The 15,975-nt window shown below is 46.9% G+C and carries 19 protein-coding genes; 11 read left to right on the top strand and 8 right to left on the bottom strand.

Features of this window, described 5'->3' with window-relative positions; genetic code table 11:
- The first annotated feature begins 19 nt into the window (after positions 1-19).
- From relA to ACZ5DR_RS00370, 8 genes are all read left to right on the top strand, one after another.
- Complete coding sequence (gene relA / locus ACZ5DR_RS00405; RefSeq protein ID WP_377364992.1) at positions 20-2,266, top strand: GTP diphosphokinase; 2,247 nt, start codon at positions 20-22, stop codon at positions 2,264-2,266.
- On the top strand, positions 2,263-3,075 hold the full coding sequence (gene mazG / locus ACZ5DR_RS00400; protein ID WP_377364994.1) for a nucleoside triphosphate pyrophosphohydrolase: 813 nt from the start codon (positions 2,263-2,265) through the stop codon (positions 3,073-3,075). The genes relA and mazG overlap by 4 nt, the downstream gene beginning before the upstream one ends.
- 49 nt (positions 3,076-3,124) lie before the next feature.
- A complete protein-coding gene (ppc, locus tag ACZ5DR_RS00395; RefSeq protein ID WP_377364996.1) occupies positions 3,125-5,755 on the top strand; it encodes a phosphoenolpyruvate carboxylase in 2,631 nt (876 codons plus the stop codon).
- A 220-nt stretch (positions 5,756-5,975) separates the two neighbouring features.
- On the top strand, positions 5,976-6,632 hold the full coding sequence (adk, locus tag ACZ5DR_RS00390; protein ID WP_377364998.1) for an adenylate kinase: 657 nt from the start codon (positions 5,976-5,978) through the stop codon (positions 6,630-6,632).
- 7 nt (positions 6,633-6,639) lie between these two features.
- A complete protein-coding gene (gene tsaB, locus ACZ5DR_RS00385; protein WP_377365000.1) occupies positions 6,640-7,347 on the top strand; it encodes a tRNA (adenosine(37)-N6)-threonylcarbamoyltransferase complex dimerization subunit type 1 TsaB in 708 nt (235 codons plus the stop codon).
- 4 nt (positions 7,348-7,351) lie between these two features.
- A complete protein-coding gene (locus ACZ5DR_RS00380) occupies positions 7,352-8,158 on the top strand; it encodes an undecaprenyl-diphosphate phosphatase (protein ID WP_377365002.1) in 807 nt (268 codons plus the stop codon).
- Position 8,159: 1 nt separating this feature from the next.
- A complete protein-coding gene (locus tag ACZ5DR_RS00375) occupies positions 8,160-8,444 on the top strand; it encodes a hypothetical protein (RefSeq protein ID WP_377365004.1) in 285 nt (94 codons plus the stop codon).
- Positions 8,431-9,231, top strand: a complete 801-nt coding sequence (locus ACZ5DR_RS00370; protein WP_377365006.1) for a class I SAM-dependent methyltransferase — start codon at positions 8,431-8,433, stop codon at positions 9,229-9,231. The genes ACZ5DR_RS00375 and ACZ5DR_RS00370 overlap by 14 nt, the downstream gene beginning before the upstream one ends.
- 9 nt (positions 9,232-9,240) lie before the next feature.
- Here ACZ5DR_RS00370 and ACZ5DR_RS00365 read toward each other — a convergent pair whose 3' ends face one another.
- Entirely contained in the window at positions 9,241-9,459 is a 219-nt protein-coding gene (locus ACZ5DR_RS00365) for a SlyX family protein (protein WP_377365008.1), read from the bottom strand.
- Positions 9,460-9,763: 304 nt separating this feature from the next.
- On the opposite strand from ACZ5DR_RS00365, the gene ACZ5DR_RS00360 reads away from it, so the two are divergent.
- On the top strand, positions 9,764-10,186 hold the full coding sequence (locus ACZ5DR_RS00360) for a cold-shock protein (RefSeq protein WP_464543839.1): 423 nt from the start codon (positions 9,764-9,766) through the stop codon (positions 10,184-10,186).
- A 29-nt stretch (positions 10,187-10,215) separates the two neighbouring features.
- Positions 10,216-10,713 carry a thiol peroxidase gene (gene tpx / locus ACZ5DR_RS00355; RefSeq protein ID WP_377365010.1) on the top strand — a complete coding sequence of 166 codons (498 nt, stop codon included), beginning with the start codon at positions 10,216-10,218 and terminating at the stop codon, positions 10,711-10,713.
- 74 nt (positions 10,714-10,787) lie between these two features.
- Here the strand turns inward: tpx and panD are convergent, their stop codons facing one another.
- From panD to dapE, 4 genes are read right to left on the bottom strand one after another with little or no spacing between them, the layout of a single operon-like run.
- Complete coding sequence (gene panD / locus ACZ5DR_RS00350; protein WP_377365011.1) at positions 10,788-11,168, bottom strand: aspartate 1-decarboxylase; 381 nt, start codon at positions 11,166-11,168, stop codon at positions 10,788-10,790.
- Between the two features lie 30 nt (positions 11,169-11,198).
- Positions 11,199-11,570, bottom strand: a complete 372-nt coding sequence (locus ACZ5DR_RS00345; RefSeq protein ID WP_377365013.1) for a hypothetical protein — start codon at positions 11,568-11,570, stop codon at positions 11,199-11,201.
- Between the two features lie 5 nt (positions 11,571-11,575).
- Positions 11,576-11,851, bottom strand: a complete 276-nt coding sequence (locus tag ACZ5DR_RS00340; protein WP_377365015.1) for a hypothetical protein — start codon at positions 11,849-11,851, stop codon at positions 11,576-11,578.
- A 6-nt stretch (positions 11,852-11,857) separates the two neighbouring features.
- Positions 11,858-12,997, bottom strand: a complete 1,140-nt coding sequence (gene dapE / locus ACZ5DR_RS00335; protein WP_377365017.1) for a succinyl-diaminopimelate desuccinylase — start codon at positions 12,995-12,997, stop codon at positions 11,858-11,860.
- Between the two features lie 66 nt (positions 12,998-13,063).
- Between dapE and ACZ5DR_RS00330 the strand changes: the two genes are divergently transcribed.
- Entirely contained in the window at positions 13,064-13,276 is a 213-nt protein-coding gene (locus ACZ5DR_RS00330) for a hypothetical protein (RefSeq protein ID WP_377365019.1), read from the top strand.
- Between the two features lie 20 nt (positions 13,277-13,296).
- Here ACZ5DR_RS00330 and ACZ5DR_RS00325 read toward each other — a convergent pair whose 3' ends face one another.
- The 3 genes from ACZ5DR_RS00325 to dapC all read right to left on the bottom strand — a co-directional run bounded on the left by ACZ5DR_RS00325 (position 13,297) and on the right by dapC (position 15,975).
- Entirely contained in the window at positions 13,297-13,641 is a 345-nt protein-coding gene (locus ACZ5DR_RS00325) for an ArsC family reductase (protein ID WP_377365021.1), read from the bottom strand.
- A gap of 72 nt (positions 13,642-13,713) precedes the next feature.
- Entirely contained in the window at positions 13,714-14,751 is a 1,038-nt protein-coding gene (dapD, locus tag ACZ5DR_RS00320) for a 2,3,4,5-tetrahydropyridine-2,6-dicarboxylate N-succinyltransferase (RefSeq protein WP_377365023.1), read from the bottom strand.
- A 30-nt stretch (positions 14,752-14,781) separates the two neighbouring features.
- A complete protein-coding gene (dapC, locus tag ACZ5DR_RS00315) occupies positions 14,782-15,975 on the bottom strand; it encodes a succinyldiaminopimelate transaminase (protein WP_377365025.1) in 1,194 nt (397 codons plus the stop codon).

Here is a 15,975-nt window from a genome sequence, read left to right as displayed (position 1 = left end):
CACCAGAAAGGGTAGTTGTATGGTTACAGTGAGAAAGGATCACCCTGTACTAGCGGATGGTTCCGTTGACATCGATGCATGGATGTCGCAGTTTTCCGACAAAATTGATGAAGGCAGCCGTGTGCCCCTACGCATGGCATGTGAGTTGGCAAGGCAGGCAGAAGCCGCTTCCGGCAAGCCTTCCTATTGGGGGCCACAAGCCAGTACCTTTCGAGCAGGCCTCGAAATGGTGGAGATTCTGGCAGGCTTTCGCGCCGACCAAGATTCATTGATCGCCGCGGCCTTATACCGAGTTGTGCGTGAAGATCAGCTAGTATTATCTCGTGTGAGTGACATGTTTGGCCGCAAGGTGGCCTCCCTTATAGAAGGGGTCATTCGTATGGGTGAAGTCTCGAAAAACCTGTCTAAAGATGCCACAGCAGAAGTACTAGGCAGTAATGAAAATCAGCTTGAATCCCTCCGTAAAATGCTGGTGTCTATCATCGATGACATCCGTGTTGTATTAATCAAACTGGCTGAACGGGCTTGTGCCATCAAAGAGGCTAAGCACCAAGATAATGCGCGCAAAGAGGCTGTTGCCCTAGAAGTGCAAAGTGTTTATGCCCCACTGGCCCACCGTTTGGGGATTGGTCATATTAAGTGGGAGCTGGAAGATCTGTCCTTCCGCTACTTGTACCCCGCCGAATACAAACGCATTGCAAAACTATTGGATGAGAAGCGTCTAGATCGCCAACAATTCATAGAAGACGTGATTTCAATCTTGCGAGAGCGCATGGAAGCCATTGATATTCATGCGGATGTGATGGGGCGTGCGAAACATATTTACAGTATTTGGCGTAAAATGCGCCGCAAAAACATAGGCTTTGATGAAGTTTATGATGTGCGCGCCGTGCGTATTTTGGTGGATGAGCCCATGCAGTGCTATGGCGTGTTGGGGATAGTTCACAACCTTTGGAAGCCCATTCCCCAAGAATTCGATGATTACATCAGTAACCCAAAATCAAATGGTTACCAATCCCTACATACTGCGGTAGTGGGGCCACAAGGTCGTGCTCTAGAGATTCAAATACGAACCCACAAGATGCATGAAGACGCTGAGTTAGGCGTGTGTGCTCACTGGAAGTACAAGGGAACGGATTTAAGTTCTAACAGCTCCAGTTACGAAGAAAAGCTCCAGTGGCTGCGTACGATATTGGATTTCCATGAAGTCCAAGGGGATTTGGAATCCCTGAGCGAGCAAGTGCGTAATGATATTGAGCAAGACCGCATTTACGTCTTCACTCCAGATGGTCACGTTGTGGATTTGCCTGTGAATGCGACCCCAGTGGATTTTGCCTACCGAGTCCATACGGAAATTGGCCACCGCTGCCGTGGCGCCAAGGTAAACGGTAAAATAATCTCTTTGGTTACCCACCTCAAAACGGGTGATAAGGTAGAAATCCTAACGTCCAAAGAAGGTATGCCAAGCCGTGACTGGTTACACCCTACTTTAGGTTATGTGAACACCAACCGTGCTAGAGCTAAGATTCAGGGTTGGTTCCGTAAGGAAGACCGAGAGAAAAATCTGGATGCTGGTCGAAGTGTCCTTGAGAAGCAACTTAAACGTCTAGGCATTGAAGAAAACAAACTCGACTTCAAGGCCATTGCTGAGCGTTTCAACTTTTCAAATGCCGATGAAGTTTATGTCGCTCTGGGGGCTGGAGACATTCAGCTTGCTCGAGTTTTGCGATTAATAGATGAGTTGCATGGCTTAGATGGTAAACCGGCACCGCGTCCGATTCGAGTGAAGAAAAGCCGTCATAAATCATCTGATAATGATGTTCATATTCTCGGTGTGGGCAAGCTTCTTACTCAAATGGCCAAATGTTGTACGCCTATCCCAGGTGATGACATTGTTGGCTATATCACCCAAGGACGTGGGGTGTCTATCCACCGCCAAGACTGTATCAATATGGCGCAACATTCGCTGGATGAGCCAGAGCGGGTAGTGGACGTTAGCTGGGGCGAAGAGCTGGATAACCTCTACCCTGTGAATATTCAAGTGGACGCCTATGACCGTACAGGCCTTTTGAATGACATCACTGCTCTGTTAGCCAATGAAAAGGTTAATCTTTTGTCCATGAATACCCTATCGGCAAAAGAAGATCATACGGCCTCTATTCGTTTTACCATTGAAGTGGGGGAGATCAGCGTCTTGTCGAAATTGCTGCATCGTATTAACCAGCTACCCAATGTGTTGAACGTATTCCGGGAGCGAGATAAGTGAGGTATACCCTAGACGACTTGCTTGCCATGATGACCATGTTACGCAATCGCCAATATGGTTGCCCATGGGATATTGAGCAGCGTTTTGAAACCATCGCGCCTTACACAATAGAAGAGTCCTACGAAGTGCTCGATGCTATTGTGCGTGGGGATCGCGAGAGTTTGAAAGAAGAGCTTGGAGACCTGCTGTTTCAAGTGGTGTTTCACTCGGAAATGGCCAGTGAAGAAAATGCCTTTCATTTCTCTGATGTGGTACAGACCATAGTTGAGAAGATGCTGCGACGTCACCCCCATGTCTTTCCTGACGGCTCTTTTGATAGCTTTGGTACGCCCAGTACCCTTACTGAGTCTGAGATGGCTGAGCAATGGCGTTTAATCAAAGCAGAAGAAAAACGCCAAAAGGGTGTGCACAATGAGGGCTTACTGGATGCTGTTTCAGAGTCTACCCCTGTCTTGTTACAAGCGGTGAAACTGCAAAAACAAGCCAGTAAAGTGGGATTTGATTGGGACGATATTACTCCTGTTTTCGCTAAGATACGCGAAGAGCTTGATGAATTAGAGGAAGCTGTCAAAGAGCTGTCCAAAGAAGACGCGGAAGCCGAGCTTGGGGATGTCCTGTTTGCGGTAGCGAACCTAGGGCGTCACCTTTCTATTTCACCCGAGCAGGCGTTGATGCGAACAAACGTGAAATTTCGCCGTCGATTTGGTTATATAGAATCCGAACTAACAAAAAACAATAAACCTATCATGGACTGCTCCCTAGAAGAGCTAGACCAGTTGTGGGACAAGGCTAAAGCTCAAGGACTTTAAGCGGCTACTCGCATGGCTTGAGCAACAACAGACCGAAAGGAGACACTTTGTGACCGATCGTCAGGCTTCGTTACGAGAAAATGTGCGTTTACTAGGGGATTGCTTAGGGGAAACCATGAGCAATCATTTGGGGGATGACTTCCTAGAAACCGTTGAAAACATTCGATTGCTTTCCAAAGACGGCCGTCAAAGTGGTGATTCCAGTGCTTTAATTGGAGCGCTAGAGGCACTCGATGACAAAGATATCGTGCCAGTGGCGCGGGCATTTAACCAATTTCTAAACCTGTCCAATATTGCTGAACAATACCACCGTGTTCATCGCCGCCGAACCAATGAAAGCTTGGGCATTTATAAAAACCCGATTGGCAACCTTCTGACCCGCCTTAAAGAGCAGAATTTTACCGCTGAGCAAATGGTGGAGGCCCTACGTGGTCAAGCCATTGATCTTGTCTTAACTGCTCACCCGACGGAAGTGGTGCGTCGCTCATTGATTCGTAAATACGACAATATCTCCACTGAGCTCGAAGCCCTAGACAAAGACAATATTCTGCCTCTAGAAGAAACCAAACATGTCCGCCGCTTAAACGAAATCATTACCCAAGCATGGCACACAGATGAAATACGTGAGCAGCGCCCAACCCCTGTGGATGAAGCCAAATGGGGCTTTGCTGTGATTGAGCAGTCATTATGGGAAGCAGTGCCTCAATTCTTCCGTCAACTGGATGAGCAGTTCAGCGAATACACTGATGACGAACGCTTACCGTTGGATTTGGCACCGATTCGTTTCGCCACTTGGATGGGAGGGGACCGAGATGGTAACCCTAATGTGACTCACTCGGTGACCGAAGAAGTGGTGCTATTGGCTCGCTGGATGGCCGCTGACCTATATTTAAAAGATCTGGTGGAGCTGCGTTCCGAGTTCTCCATGACTCAATGTAATGCTGCCTTGCGCGAGCGTGTCGGCGATAGCGTACAACCGTATCGTGAAGTGCTGCGTCACCTAGAGCGTAAAATCACCAAAACTAAAGAGTGGGCTAAAGCCCGTCTTGATGGTAAGACCGTCAGTGATGAAGGTGTCATGCTGGATAACAAGGAGCTGATCGATGATTTGTCTCTGTGTTATCAGTCTTTGTTGGATTGCGGTATGAAAGTGATCGCCAACGGTTCCGTATTGGACCTTATTCGACGGGCGGCGACCTTTGGCATGACCTTGGTGCGTTTGGATGTGCGCCAAGATGCGTCTAAGCACATAGAAGCCCTATCGGCCATTACTCGTTTTTATGGGCTAGGTGATTACGCAGAGTGGGACGAAGCCTCACGCCAAGCTTTCTTATTGGCAGAGCTGAATTCTAAGCGCCCTTTGATCCCCAATGATTGGTCCCCTGAACCTATGGTGGAAGAGGTGCTGAACACCTTTAAAACCATTGCCAGCGGTTACCAAAACTCCTTTGGCTCCTATGTGATCTCCATGGCCAGTGCGCCTTCGGATGTGCTCGCTGTGGCCTTGTTGTTAAAAGAGTCCGGTGTGCGCTTTAACATGCGCATCGTGCCTTTGTTTGAGACTTTGGCGGATCTAGATAACGCTGAGCCTATCATTGAGCAGCTGTTCTCCCTGCCATGGTACAAAGCCTATATAAATGGCCAGCAAGAAGTCATGATTGGTTACTCGGACTCTGCTAAAGATGCCGGTCAAATTGCAGCCACTTGGGGGCAGTACCGCGCCCAAGAAGCCTTAACTAAGCTGTGTAAAAAACATGGTGTGCATCTGACGTTGTTCCATGGTCGCGGTGGTACCGTCGGCCGTGGTGGTGGCCCTGCCCATGTAGCTATCCTTTCTCAACCTCCAGGGTCTGTAAACGGTGCTATTCGTGTCACTGAGCAAGGGGAAATGATTCGCTTCAAATTCGGAATTCCAGATATCGCCGTTCGCTCTTTAGAGTTGTATTGCTCGGCGGTACTAGAAGCCTCATTAATCCCAGCGGACTCCCCCAAAGAGGAGTGGCGCGCTCTGATGGACGAAATGGCGGAAGAGGGCATGAACCAATATCGCTCTATTGTTCGTGGGCATGAGGATTTTGTTCCTTACTTTCGGACCATTACGCCAGAGCAAGAACTTGCCAAATTGCCATTAGGCTCTCGCCCTGCGCGACGCAAATCCGATGGCGGTGTTGAAAGCTTGCGTGCTATCCCTTGGATTTTTGCCTGGATGCAGATTCGTCTTATGTTGCCCGCATGGCTCGGGGCGGAGAGCGCTCTGCAGCAAAGTGTGGACTCGGGCAATTTAGAGAAACTACGAGAAATGCACAAAAACTGGCCTTTCTTTGGGGCTTATCTAGACATGCTGGACATGGTTCTCGCGAAAGCTGAGCCAGATATTGCGGAATACTATGAGAAGCGATTAGTGCCAGAGGAGCTTCATGGACTAGGGCGTTTATTGCGTCGTAAATTGTCTCAGGTTCGTGAATTAGTGAAAGAAGTTAAGCTTCAGGAAAGATTAATTCAAGATAATAAAACCATTCGCCAATCAATCGATGTGCGAAACCCGTATATAGATCCGTTGCATTATTTACAGGCGGAATTGTTATACCGTAGTCGTCGCGATGAAGATAATGCTGCGGTTAATAAAGCCCTAATGATCACCATGGCGGGTATTGCGAGTGGTATGCAAAATACGGGCTAGGTAGAAAAAATTTCAAAAATACGTAATATAGCGACCTTTAAAACCCCAATTAAGGTCAGATTGTTTGCATATTTAAGGCTGCCTTCTGTATTCTAGGCTGCCTTATTTTTTTGACCTACGAGCATAAACACGGTTATCGCATGTTTGCGGCAGTTAACCGCGTATAAAAATAGGAAGTGCTCGTGTTACCGATTTTTACGCAAACTTTTGGAGATTCATTATGCGAGTTATTTTGTTAGGAGCGCCAGGCGCAGGTAAAGGCACTCAAGCCCAATTCATTACTGAAGAATTTGGCATTCCGCAAATTTCAACTGGCGACATGTTACGTGCAGCAGTGAAAGCGGGCACGGAGCTAGGTTTAAAAGCGAAAGCTGTAATGGACGCAGGCCAATTAGTGTCTGATGACATTATTATCGGTCTGGTGAAGGAACGTCTAAAAGAAGCAGACTGTGAAAATGGTGCTTTGTTTGACGGCTTTCCTCGCACTTTGCCACAGGCTGATGCGCTGAAAGATGCAGGTGTTGCGATCGATTACGTGGTAGAAATCGATGTAGCCGATGAAGAGATTGTTAAACGTATGAGTGGCCGCCGTGTACATGAAGCGTCTGGCCGTACTTACCATGTGGTATACAACCCACCTAAAACAGAAGGCAAAGACGATGTTACTGGGGAAGATCTGATTCAGCGCCCAGATGACACAGAAGAGACAGTTCGTAAGCGTCTTGGTATTTACCACGAGCAAACGGCACCCTTGATTGGTTATTACCAAACTTGGCAAGAAAACGAACCCGCTACCGCTCCTAAATTTGTCAAAGTGAACGGTGTCGGCGATTTGAATGAAATCAAACAAGGTTTGATCGCAGCACTTAAGGCCTAATCGTTTAATGACTGCAATTTTAGCCCTCGATACATCAACGCCAGCATGTTCTGTGGCGTTGATTCAAAATGGTGCTGTGTTGGAAGATTTCCGCATGGCGCCTCGTCAACACAATGACTTGATTCTACCTATGGTAGATCAAATTCTTTCCCAAGCGGGGCTTAGCCTATCTCAACTAGACGCCATTGCTTTTGGTCGTGGCCCAGGTTCTTTTACTGGATTGCGTATCAGTGCGGGTGTCGTGCAAGGTCTGGCTTACGGAGCTGACTTGCCTGTTGTGCCTGTTTCCACGTTGGCAGCTATGGCTTTGGAAGCCTGTCAGACAACGGGGCATCCACGTTGGTTGTCGGCATTAGATGCTCGTATGGGAGAGATGTATCTTGGTGGATATGAAATCTCTAAGGAAGAAGACTGCTGGAAAGCAGATAATGTAATTCCTGAGAGGGTTATCTCACCAGATCGCCTTGAACCCCTTGCAGGAGCTTATCAAGGTGTTGGCTCTGGTTGGTTATATCAAGACGCCTTGAATGACATTTTAGCTCAGCCAGCAACTGAAATCTTAATCGATGTGGCGCCTCGTGCCGCGTGTATTGCGCAACTGGCAGAGCTTATGCGTATCCGTGGAGAAGGTGTAAGCGCAGAGATGGCGTTACCAGTTTATCTCCGTGATGAAATCACCTGGGAAAAGCAGCCAGCAAGAATAGGGAAACGTTAATTCAATGTTGTGGTATCACATTGTCTTTTTGGCATTAATTCAAGGTCTCACAGAGTTTTTGCCAATCTCAAGCTCGGCACATTTGATTTTGCCTGCTCAGATTTTTAGTTGGCCAGATCAAGGGTTGGCTTTTGATGTGGCGGTTCATGTGGGCACCTTGATCGCCGTGGTATCATACTTTGCTAAGGACATTTTAGCTGTTTCACGGGGATGGCTTGGATCTCTTGGGAAAGGGCAATCTAGTGAAGACAGCCGATTAGGGTGGTGGATCATTCTAGGTACGCTCCCGGCTGTGTTAATAGGATTGGCCTTTGAAAACTTTATTGAATCGAATCTTCGTTCCATAGAGGTCATTGCCTACACGACCATTGGTTTTGGTATTCTGTTGTGGGTGTCTGACCGGTTTTTTCCTGAACGCTTGGAGCAGAAAGACCTTTCCATTAAAAGCGTACTCTTTATTGGTGTTGCTCAAGCATTGGCATTGATACCTGGTACGTCTCGTTCAGGGATTACCATGACCGCTGCGCGTTTTATGGGGTTTAGTCGCTCCACAGCAGCGAGATTTTCATTTCTTTTGTCTATACCGCTGATTTTGGCTGCGGGCACTCTAAAGTTGTGTGAATTGCTTACGTCTGAAATCCCTGTGGATTGGACTGCCATCGTTGCCGGTGTTGTATTATCTGCGGTGAGTGCTTATCTTTGTATTTATCTGTTTTTAAAATGGTTAAATCAAATAGGCTTTTTACCATTTATGATCTATCGACTGGCGCTAGGTTTTGCGCTACTTTGGCTTGTCTACATGGGACAGTAATATGAGAATTGGTGGAAATTTTCCAGTTATTCCTCAAACGGGCTCAAACTCGCGTCATGCGCTTTCAACGAGCACTGCCTCTGATGGACGCCAGTCCTCCAATGCTATGGCCCTAAGTACTGTTGCAGAATTTGAATCTGCTTCTTCTGCAGAGTCAGAACGTTTTTTTAAAGTTGAAGGGCTTTCTTCCCAAGCTAAGGAAGCGCTCTCTGCTTATCAAGCGACAGAATCCCTATCTGCTTCTAATCCTCGAAATCTATTGATTGGTGTCGATGTCTACGCCTAATTCTTATTCTCTTGCGGTTGCTGTCATTAATAACGATCCTAATGCAGCCGCCCTTGCTAACGCCTTAGAGTTACCTCACTACAAATTAAAATCCGCTCTAAAATTTGCCACTGAGTTTGATTATTTATTGATTGAGCAGGACGGTGTTTTATCTATTGCAAAAACAGGTAAAGGCGCTCCAAAGCCCGTTGCTGTTGAGTTGGCATCCGGTGCTCTCGATCATCGTCGCAAATTTGGTGGGGGGAAAGGGCAGGATATCGCCAAAGCGGTGGGATTAAATAAGCGGGGAGATCTCAAGGTATATGATGGGACCGCAGGTCTCGGAAGAGATGGCTTTGTATTGGCGTCTTTAGGGTGTCATGTGACACTGCATGAGCGTGTCGGTTTTGTGCGCGCTATGTTGGAAAATGGCCTAGCACGTGCTCGTTTGGTGCTCGAGGTGGCAGAGGTCATGGAGCGTATTGAGCTTGCTCCGGGGACTATTTATGACTTGCCCGATGAAGAAGTGACGGATGTGGTGTATTTGGACCCTATGTTTCCACACAATGACAAGTCCTCTGCCGCAGTTAAAAAGGAAATGGCCTTTTTTAGAGATCTGGTGGGGGGGGATGAGGATGCAGATGCTTTGTTGCCAAAGGCATGGGAGCTGGCGCGCTATCGTGTTGTAGTGAAACGCCCCAAAGGTGCCCCATTTCTTAATGGACAAGAACCAACTTACCGATTAGATGGTAAGTCGGGACGTTTTGATATTTACGTTAAGCGTTCTCTGGAGAAAGAAGAGGGGTAGTGCCGCCTTTTAATAGTGTGGAGGGCGCTCATTCGTTTCATTAATGCCGCTATTTTGTTGGCGATTACTTTCTAATTGTTTTGCGATTAGTTTTAGCTGCTCTTTTAACAGTAGCAGGTCTTTTTGCTGAAGTGTTAAGGCTTGATTTAGATCGTCAATGGTTTCTTCTTGGAACTGAGATTTCATCTCTAATTCATCGATTCTATTTAGTAATTCTGAGGTATTCATATATAGTCGCTATATGGTAGTCTTCTAATGTGCTAAGTACTTGCGCTGCGCTATTTTAGTTTACTTATGAATCAACTTAATAGGTTCATGGCGCGAATCTTGCTCTAATTGATTGGGATTATACTGCTTATCAATGGCGCTTGATGTTTTATTTTCAAGTACTTTTAGTATGTATTTTCGTTCCATTAGCTATTTTGCTTGTTGATACAAAAGGTGATCAGTACCGGGTGGTTGTTTGCTCTGGATATTGTTTTGCCAAAGGAACTCATTACAAAAATATTGTTAACATAATCAAGGAACTCTAATGTTTTTTTCAGTACGTGCATTTATTGTCAGTCTTATACTTGCGCTCGTTGCGCCCCTCATTATCGCTCCTTTAGTGGGCGAAGCCATCGCCCAAAACTTCTTAGTGTACTTTGCTGTGACACTGGTCGCAGTATTCTTAGGTACCGTTTTCTCTCAGGATCTTTCCTCTGCAAAATCACAATCTGATGACTCGGAAGACGAGCAAGATGATCGTGAAGTTGGTACAGTTAAGTGGTTTAACTCTTCTAAAGGGTTTGGCTTTTTAACAATGGATAATGGTGATGATGTGTTTGTTCATTACCGTGCGATTCGTGGCCGTGGTCGTCGTTTTCTTATCGAAGGTCAGAAAGTTCGTTTTTATGTGACTGAAGGCGAGAAAGGAAAACAGGCGGAAAACGTATCGATTGTTAAAAGTAACTAAATACATTTAACGTCAATTAAGAGGTAATTATGGCTACTGTAACGCTTAAAGGTAATCCGTTTGAAACGGTAGGTGAGCTTCCTGCTGTCGGTTCTAAAGCACCTGCATTTGAGTTGGTTAAAACGGATCTATCAACGGTTTCATTGGCTGATTACGCTGGTAAGAAGCTAGTACTAAATATCTTTCCATCGGTTGATACACCAACTTGTGCAATGTCTGTTCGCAAGTTTAATCAAGCTTTGTCAGAGCTAGAGAACACTTCGGTATTGTGTGTTTCTGAGGACCTTCCATTTGCTGCTGCTCGTTTTTGTGGCGCTGAATGTTTGGATAATGTTGAAACCGGTTCAGCATTTCGTTCTGACTTTGGTGCGGCGTTTGGTGTGAGCTTTGCTACAGGCCCGCTAACCGGTCTGTTGTCTCGTTCTGTTGTTGTGATTAATGAGTCTGGTGAGGTGATTTACACTGAACAAGTGGCTGAAACAGCAGATGAGCCTGATTATGATGCGGCACTAGCGGCTCTTAAATAAATCATAACGACTGCTATGTTGGATATTAAAAAGCCGCTTTGTTAAGCGGCTTTTTTGTGTCTGGAAAAGAGTGTTTAGTCTTTTTGCACCGGAATTGTATTGGTGGTGCGCTCAACGGAATTGTCTTTGTTGAGGTAAACAAGCTTAGGTGTGAATGTTGAGGCTTCTGCTTCGTCCATTTGGCCGTAGGCGGCGATGATCACACGATCGCCCACTTGAACTTTGCGAGCCGCTGCGCCATTCATGGAAATGGTGCCAGATCCGGCTTCCGCCAAGATCACGTAAGTATGAAAACGCTCACCATTGTCGACGTTGTAAATGTCGATCTTTTCAAATTCTCTTAGGCCGGCTAGGGCTACGAGGTCGCTATCTATGGCACATGAGCCATCGTACCAAAGTTCTGCTTGGGTAACGGCTGCCATATGTAGTTTGCCTTTCAGCAATGTGATTTGCATAGTGTCTTCTCTCGTGTCTATCGTTTGGTGTTAGCGCCAGATGTATGGGCCTTCGCCATGGGTGTTGATGCGCCACCATTGGTCAGGGTCATCCTCCCCGCTTTCTTGCCATCCTTGATAATTACAGCGTACTTCACACCCTAGAGCGGCGTAGGCGTCTTTTGCGCATTCTACATCTGTTGCCCAAGGGGTATGTTCTGAGTCGAACCAGATGGATGTAAAGCGCTTGCCTGCTGCTTGTTCAATGATGGTTACTGGAATCAAGGTGCCATCATGGGTCAGAGTTAGGGTGGTATTGACACCACTGGAGCGAACCTCAGATGCTTCGAACCTATCGGATAGCCATTGGAGGATGGCGTCGGTTGGGCAAGACAGCACGTATATTTCTATGTCTGGCTGCATGAGGGTTAGTCCTTTTTATTTAACATGTGGTAAATGCGAAGTACGCTCATTGATAGGTATCCCACAAGTGACCATAGAACGCCTAGGGCGGCTAAGATTAAGCCGACCAAGGCGATGATTTCTTGTTGCAGGGATTCTATCAAGAGATTGTTTGCGACAAAAATCATAAGTACGCCAAAAGCAAACAATAAGCCCCCTTGGATGAGTTTCATCAGGGCAAGTTTTGGGTTCTTGCCGAGCTTCAAGGCGAGCTCATGTAGAAATGCTAGTAGCTTATTCACGCTGATTTATTTTGCCATTAAGTTTGTCAGTATGCGCTGATAAATCAGAGACAACTGGTTTAGGCTTTCTGCATCCACACATTCATTGATCTGATGAATGGTTGCGTTAATGGGGCCTAGTTCGACCACTTGAGTGCCCATTTTTGCGATAAAGCGCCCGTCAGAGGTGCCGCCTGATGTGGAGAGCTCTGGCGTGATGTCTACTGTTGTTTGTACCGCATCCACGATGGCGTCAACGAGTTCCCCTGGCTTGGTTAAGAAGGGGAGGCCGTTGTAGGTCCATTCAATGTCATAGTTCAGTTCATGCTTGTCTAAGATTTCAATGACTTTTGCTTTTAAGTCGTCAAAGGTTAATTCAGACGAGAAGCGGAAATTGAATTGGGCAGACAGCTTGCCAGGGACTACATTGGTTGCCCCAGTGCCGGATTGAATGTTTGACACTTGGAAGCTTGTGGGTGGAAAGAATTCGTTGCCTTGATCCCACACTGTCTTGGCAAGCTCGTCTAGGGCTGGAGCAGCTAGGTGAATCGGGTTGATGGCTAAATGAGGGTAAGCCACGTGACCTTGCTTGCCATAAACGGTTAGGTCGCCACTGAAGGAACCGCGACGGCCGTTTTTGATGATGTCACCTAAGGTCTTGGTGCTGGAGGGCTCGCCCACGATACACCAGTCTACTTTTTCTTCTCGAGCCATTAAGGCGTCGACCACACGGGTTGTACCGTCTACGAATGGACCTTCTTCATCACTGGTAATCAGGAAAGAGATCTGGCCGTTGTGGTCTGGGTGCTCTGTGACAAAGTTTTCAACAGCGGTGATCATTGCTGCCAGGCTACCTTTCATGTCAGCAGCGCCACGTCCATAGAGAGTGCCGTCGATAATTTCTGGCTTGAAAGGAGGAACTTTCCATTCACTTTCAGGGCCTGTAGGCACCACATCCGTATGGCCAGCGAAGCATAGATTTGGACCGCTATTACCGCGCTTTGCGTAAAAGTTTTTTACTTCACCAAACGGCATGGGTTCAATGGTAAAGCCCAGTTTTTCTAAACGCTCAATCATTAAGTCTTGGCAACCTGCGTCTTCAGGCGTCACAGAGGGACGAGATATAAGATCTAGGGCGAGTTCTAGGGTAGGAGTTAATTGAGACATTCTTTACCTTTGTTGTGTGTTTGGTTACCTTAGCTTTTGTTTATTTGGCAAAAGTTAGGTGAAGTAATGAAATTCAGTATCTTGGCGTTGGCGACTCTTTTGTTATCCGGTTGCGGCTGGCTGTCCCTGAATGATTCTGAGCATGAGGTTCAAGAAGCCTACTATGTCCCTGTTATTCGCAGTGATAGCCATTCTAATAGTCAGCAGGCGGTGCGCCCAGTGCAGATAACAGATCGTGAGCTCAGAGAAGGGGCTCGTTACGTGCCTAGGCAGCAATAATACTGCATATTAGCCTGCTATTACCCGAAAATAGCCGAATACTGTTCAGCTTTAAAGCCTAATGTTAATTTGCCTTGATGGTCTAAAAGCGGTCGTTTGATCATGGCGGGCTTATCCAGTAGCACGTCAATTACCGTTTCATTATTCATGGCATCTTGAGTGTCTTTATCAAGCTGGCGCCAGGTTGTGCCACGTTTGTTGACTACTTGCTCCCAACCTAATGCCTCTACCCAGCCTTCTAGCATAGCTTTGTCTAAGCCGTCTTTTCGGTAATCATGGAACACGTAGCTGATGTTCTGTTCTTCTAACCAACGAAACGCCTTTTTCATGGTGTCGCAGTTTTTGATGCCGTAGATGGTTGTCATTCAGGGATACCTTTTCGGACATAAGAGAATACCAAGGCTTATTGCCTTGGTATTCTTGTTGAGCGGAGATTATTAGTTGTGAGCGTGTAGGGCTTCGTTCAAGGCAATTGCAGTTTTGTTGGTCTTGCACTCGATTGCACCTGTTTCCGAGTTGCGGCGGAACAATAGATCGGACTGACCGGACAATTCACGTGCTTTAACCGTTGAAACGACTGCGTTGTTCTCGTCTAGAACTGCCACTTTAGAGCCAGCAGTGATGTATAGACCTGATTCCACAGTACAGCGATCGCCAAGGCCGATGCCGATACCTGCGTTGGCACCAATCAAACACTCTTCACCAACGGCGATAACGATGTTGCCACCGCCAGATAGGGTGCCCATAGTAGAACAACCGCCACCTAGGTCAGAGCCGTTACCTACAACAACCCCAGCAGAAATACGGCCTTCGACCATGCTAGTCCCCAAGGTACCTGCATTGAAGTTAACAAAGCCTTCGTGCATCACTGTCGTGCCTTCACCTAGGTGCGCTCCAAGACGAATGCGTGCCGCATCGCCGATGCGAACACCTGCAGGGACAACAAAGTTCGTCATTTTAGGGAATTTGTCTACGCTGAACACTTCGATTGTGCGGCCTTCCATGCGAGCCGTTAGTTGGCGATCTGCCAATTCACGCACATCGATTGGGCCTTCACTGGTCCATGCAGTGTTAACCAATAGGCCAAACATGCCGTCAAGCTTGGTTTGGTGTGGTTGAACCTGGCGATGGGAGATAAGTTGAAGCTTCAAGTAAACTTCAGCAGGGTTTGCTGGTGCTTCGTCTGTTTCTAGTACACACAGTACAACTGGTTGAGTAGAGGCTTTTAGGCGAGACGCACGTTCAGCCAGTTCAATGTGGCCGACTTTTAGAAGGGCTAGGTGCAGACGATTCAGATCGCTTTCATCTAGGATCAAGGTTGCGTTGCCGCCTTCATAATTGGTGCTTTCCATTACCGCATCGATCACGCTTTTCTCTGGAGAAACGCTTGGGGATGGGTAGAACACTTCTAGCCAAGTGCCTTCTTTGTTTTGAGTGCCGATGCCTAGGCCAATGGCAAATGTCGTGTTGCTCATTTGTTTTCGTGCTCCTACTAAAGGGGGTGATTAAAGAGTTTTATGTTTGGTAATAAAGCGCGCAATACGGCGAGCGGCTTCGACACATTCGGATTCTTCTGCGACGAGCGCCATGCGCACATGATTTTTGCCCGGGTTATGTTGATCGACTTCTCGACCAAGGTAACTGCCAGGGAGGACGAGTACAGACTCTTCTTGGTACAAAGCGGTACAGAATGTTTCGTCGTCAATGTCGAGTTTTGGCCATAGGTAGAATCCTGCCTCTGGTTTGGATACCGACATTACTGGAGATAAAATCTCCAAAACTTGATCAAATTTACGCTGGTAGATATCACGGTTTAATGCCACATGTTCTTCATCATTCCAGGCAGTGATGGAGGCTTCTTGGTGGTGAAGTGGCATAGCACAGCCGTGGTAAGTGCGGTATAGCAAAAACTTCTTGAGGAGCTCTGCGTCACCCGCTACGAAACCGGAACGAAGACCAGGTAGGTTAGAGCGCTTAGATAAGGATTGAAAAATTAAGCAGTTTTTGAATTCAGTGTTGCCCAGTTGAACACAGGCATCTAGTAGTCCTAGTGGCTTTTCGTTGAAATAAATTTCGGAATAGCATTCATCAGCAACGATAACAAAATTATGCAGTTGGGCTTTTTCTAATAGAAATTTATAGTCTTCTAAAGTGGTGATCGAGCCTGCTGGATTGTTCGGAGAGCAGACAAACAGTAGCTCACAACGCTCCCATACATCTTCAGAGACCGCACGGTAGTCTACCTGATATTGGTTTTGGTCATCGCAAGGTAGATAGTGCAGTTCTGCTCCAGCAAGTAGGCCAGCGCCTTCATAAATTTGATAGAAGGGGTTTGGGCTTACCACTAGGCTGTTTTTCTTTTCGCCCACCAGTGTTTGTGTAATAGCAAAAAGCGCTTCCCGTGTGCCTGTGACGGGCAGTACCTGGCTGTCGGCATTTAAGTTAGGTAGATTAAAACGTTTAATTGCCCAGTTTGCGATGGCTTCACGTAGGGCGGTTTCTCCCTTGGTGAGCGGGTATTTAGAGACGCCGTCTAGGGCATTCTTTAAGGTTTCTAAAACAATCTTAGGGGCTTCATGCTGAGGTTCACCAATGGTTAGCTTGATCAATGGTAGATCAGGATTTGGTGTGATGTCTTGAAGCAAATCCGCAAGTTTCTGAAACGGGTAAGGGTGCAAGGAGTTGATCAGGGGGTTCAT

Source organism: Marinomonas vaga (assembly GCF_055388305.1).
Note: the sequence above shows the minus strand (reverse complement) of the source record. Positions and strands in the feature narration are given on the sequence as shown.

What these genes read in the sequence shown, in the direction of transcription:
- relA (WP_377364992.1), top strand. Translation starts at nt 20, where the DNA reads ATGGTTACAGTGAGAAAGGATCACCCTGTACTAGCGGATGGTTCCGTT.
- adk (WP_377364998.1), top strand. Translation starts at nt 5,976, where the DNA reads ATGCGAGTTATTTTGTTAGGAGCGCCAGGCGCAGGTAAAGGCACTCAA.
- tsaB (WP_377365000.1), top strand. Translation starts at nt 6,640, where the DNA reads ATGACTGCAATTTTAGCCCTCGATACATCAACGCCAGCATGTTCTGTG.
- ACZ5DR_RS00380 (WP_377365002.1), top strand. Translation starts at nt 7,352, where the DNA reads ATGTTGTGGTATCACATTGTCTTTTTGGCATTAATTCAAGGTCTCACA.
- ACZ5DR_RS00375 (WP_377365004.1), top strand. Translation starts at nt 8,160, where the DNA reads ATGAGAATTGGTGGAAATTTTCCAGTTATTCCTCAAACGGGCTCAAAC.
- ACZ5DR_RS00370 (WP_377365006.1), top strand. Translation starts at nt 8,431, where the DNA reads ATGTCTACGCCTAATTCTTATTCTCTTGCGGTTGCTGTCATTAATAAC.
- ACZ5DR_RS00365 (WP_377365008.1), bottom strand. Translation starts at nt 9,459, where the DNA reads ATGAATACCTCAGAATTACTAAATAGAATCGATGAATTAGAGATGAAA.
- ACZ5DR_RS00360 (WP_464543839.1), top strand. Translation starts at nt 9,764, where the DNA reads ATGTTTTTTTCAGTACGTGCATTTATTGTCAGTCTTATACTTGCGCTC.
- tpx (WP_377365010.1), top strand. Translation starts at nt 10,216, where the DNA reads ATGGCTACTGTAACGCTTAAAGGTAATCCGTTTGAAACGGTAGGTGAG.
- panD (WP_377365011.1), bottom strand. Translation starts at nt 11,168, where the DNA reads ATGCAAATCACATTGCTGAAAGGCAAACTACATATGGCAGCCGTTACC.
- ACZ5DR_RS00345 (WP_377365013.1), bottom strand. Translation starts at nt 11,570, where the DNA reads ATGCAGCCAGACATAGAAATATACGTGCTGTCTTGCCCAACCGACGCC.
- dapE (WP_377365017.1), bottom strand. Translation starts at nt 12,997, where the DNA reads ATGTCTCAATTAACTCCTACCCTAGAACTCGCCCTAGATCTTATATCT.
- ACZ5DR_RS00330 (WP_377365019.1), top strand. Translation starts at nt 13,064, where the DNA reads ATGAAATTCAGTATCTTGGCGTTGGCGACTCTTTTGTTATCCGGTTGC.
- ACZ5DR_RS00325 (WP_377365021.1), bottom strand. Translation starts at nt 13,641, where the DNA reads ATGACAACCATCTACGGCATCAAAAACTGCGACACCATGAAAAAGGCG.
- dapD (WP_377365023.1), bottom strand. Translation starts at nt 14,751, where the DNA reads ATGAGCAACACGACATTTGCCATTGGCCTAGGCATCGGCACTCAAAAC.
- dapC (WP_377365025.1), bottom strand. Translation starts at nt 15,975, where the DNA reads ATGAACCCCCTGATCAACTCCTTGCACCCTTACCCGTTTCAGAAACTT.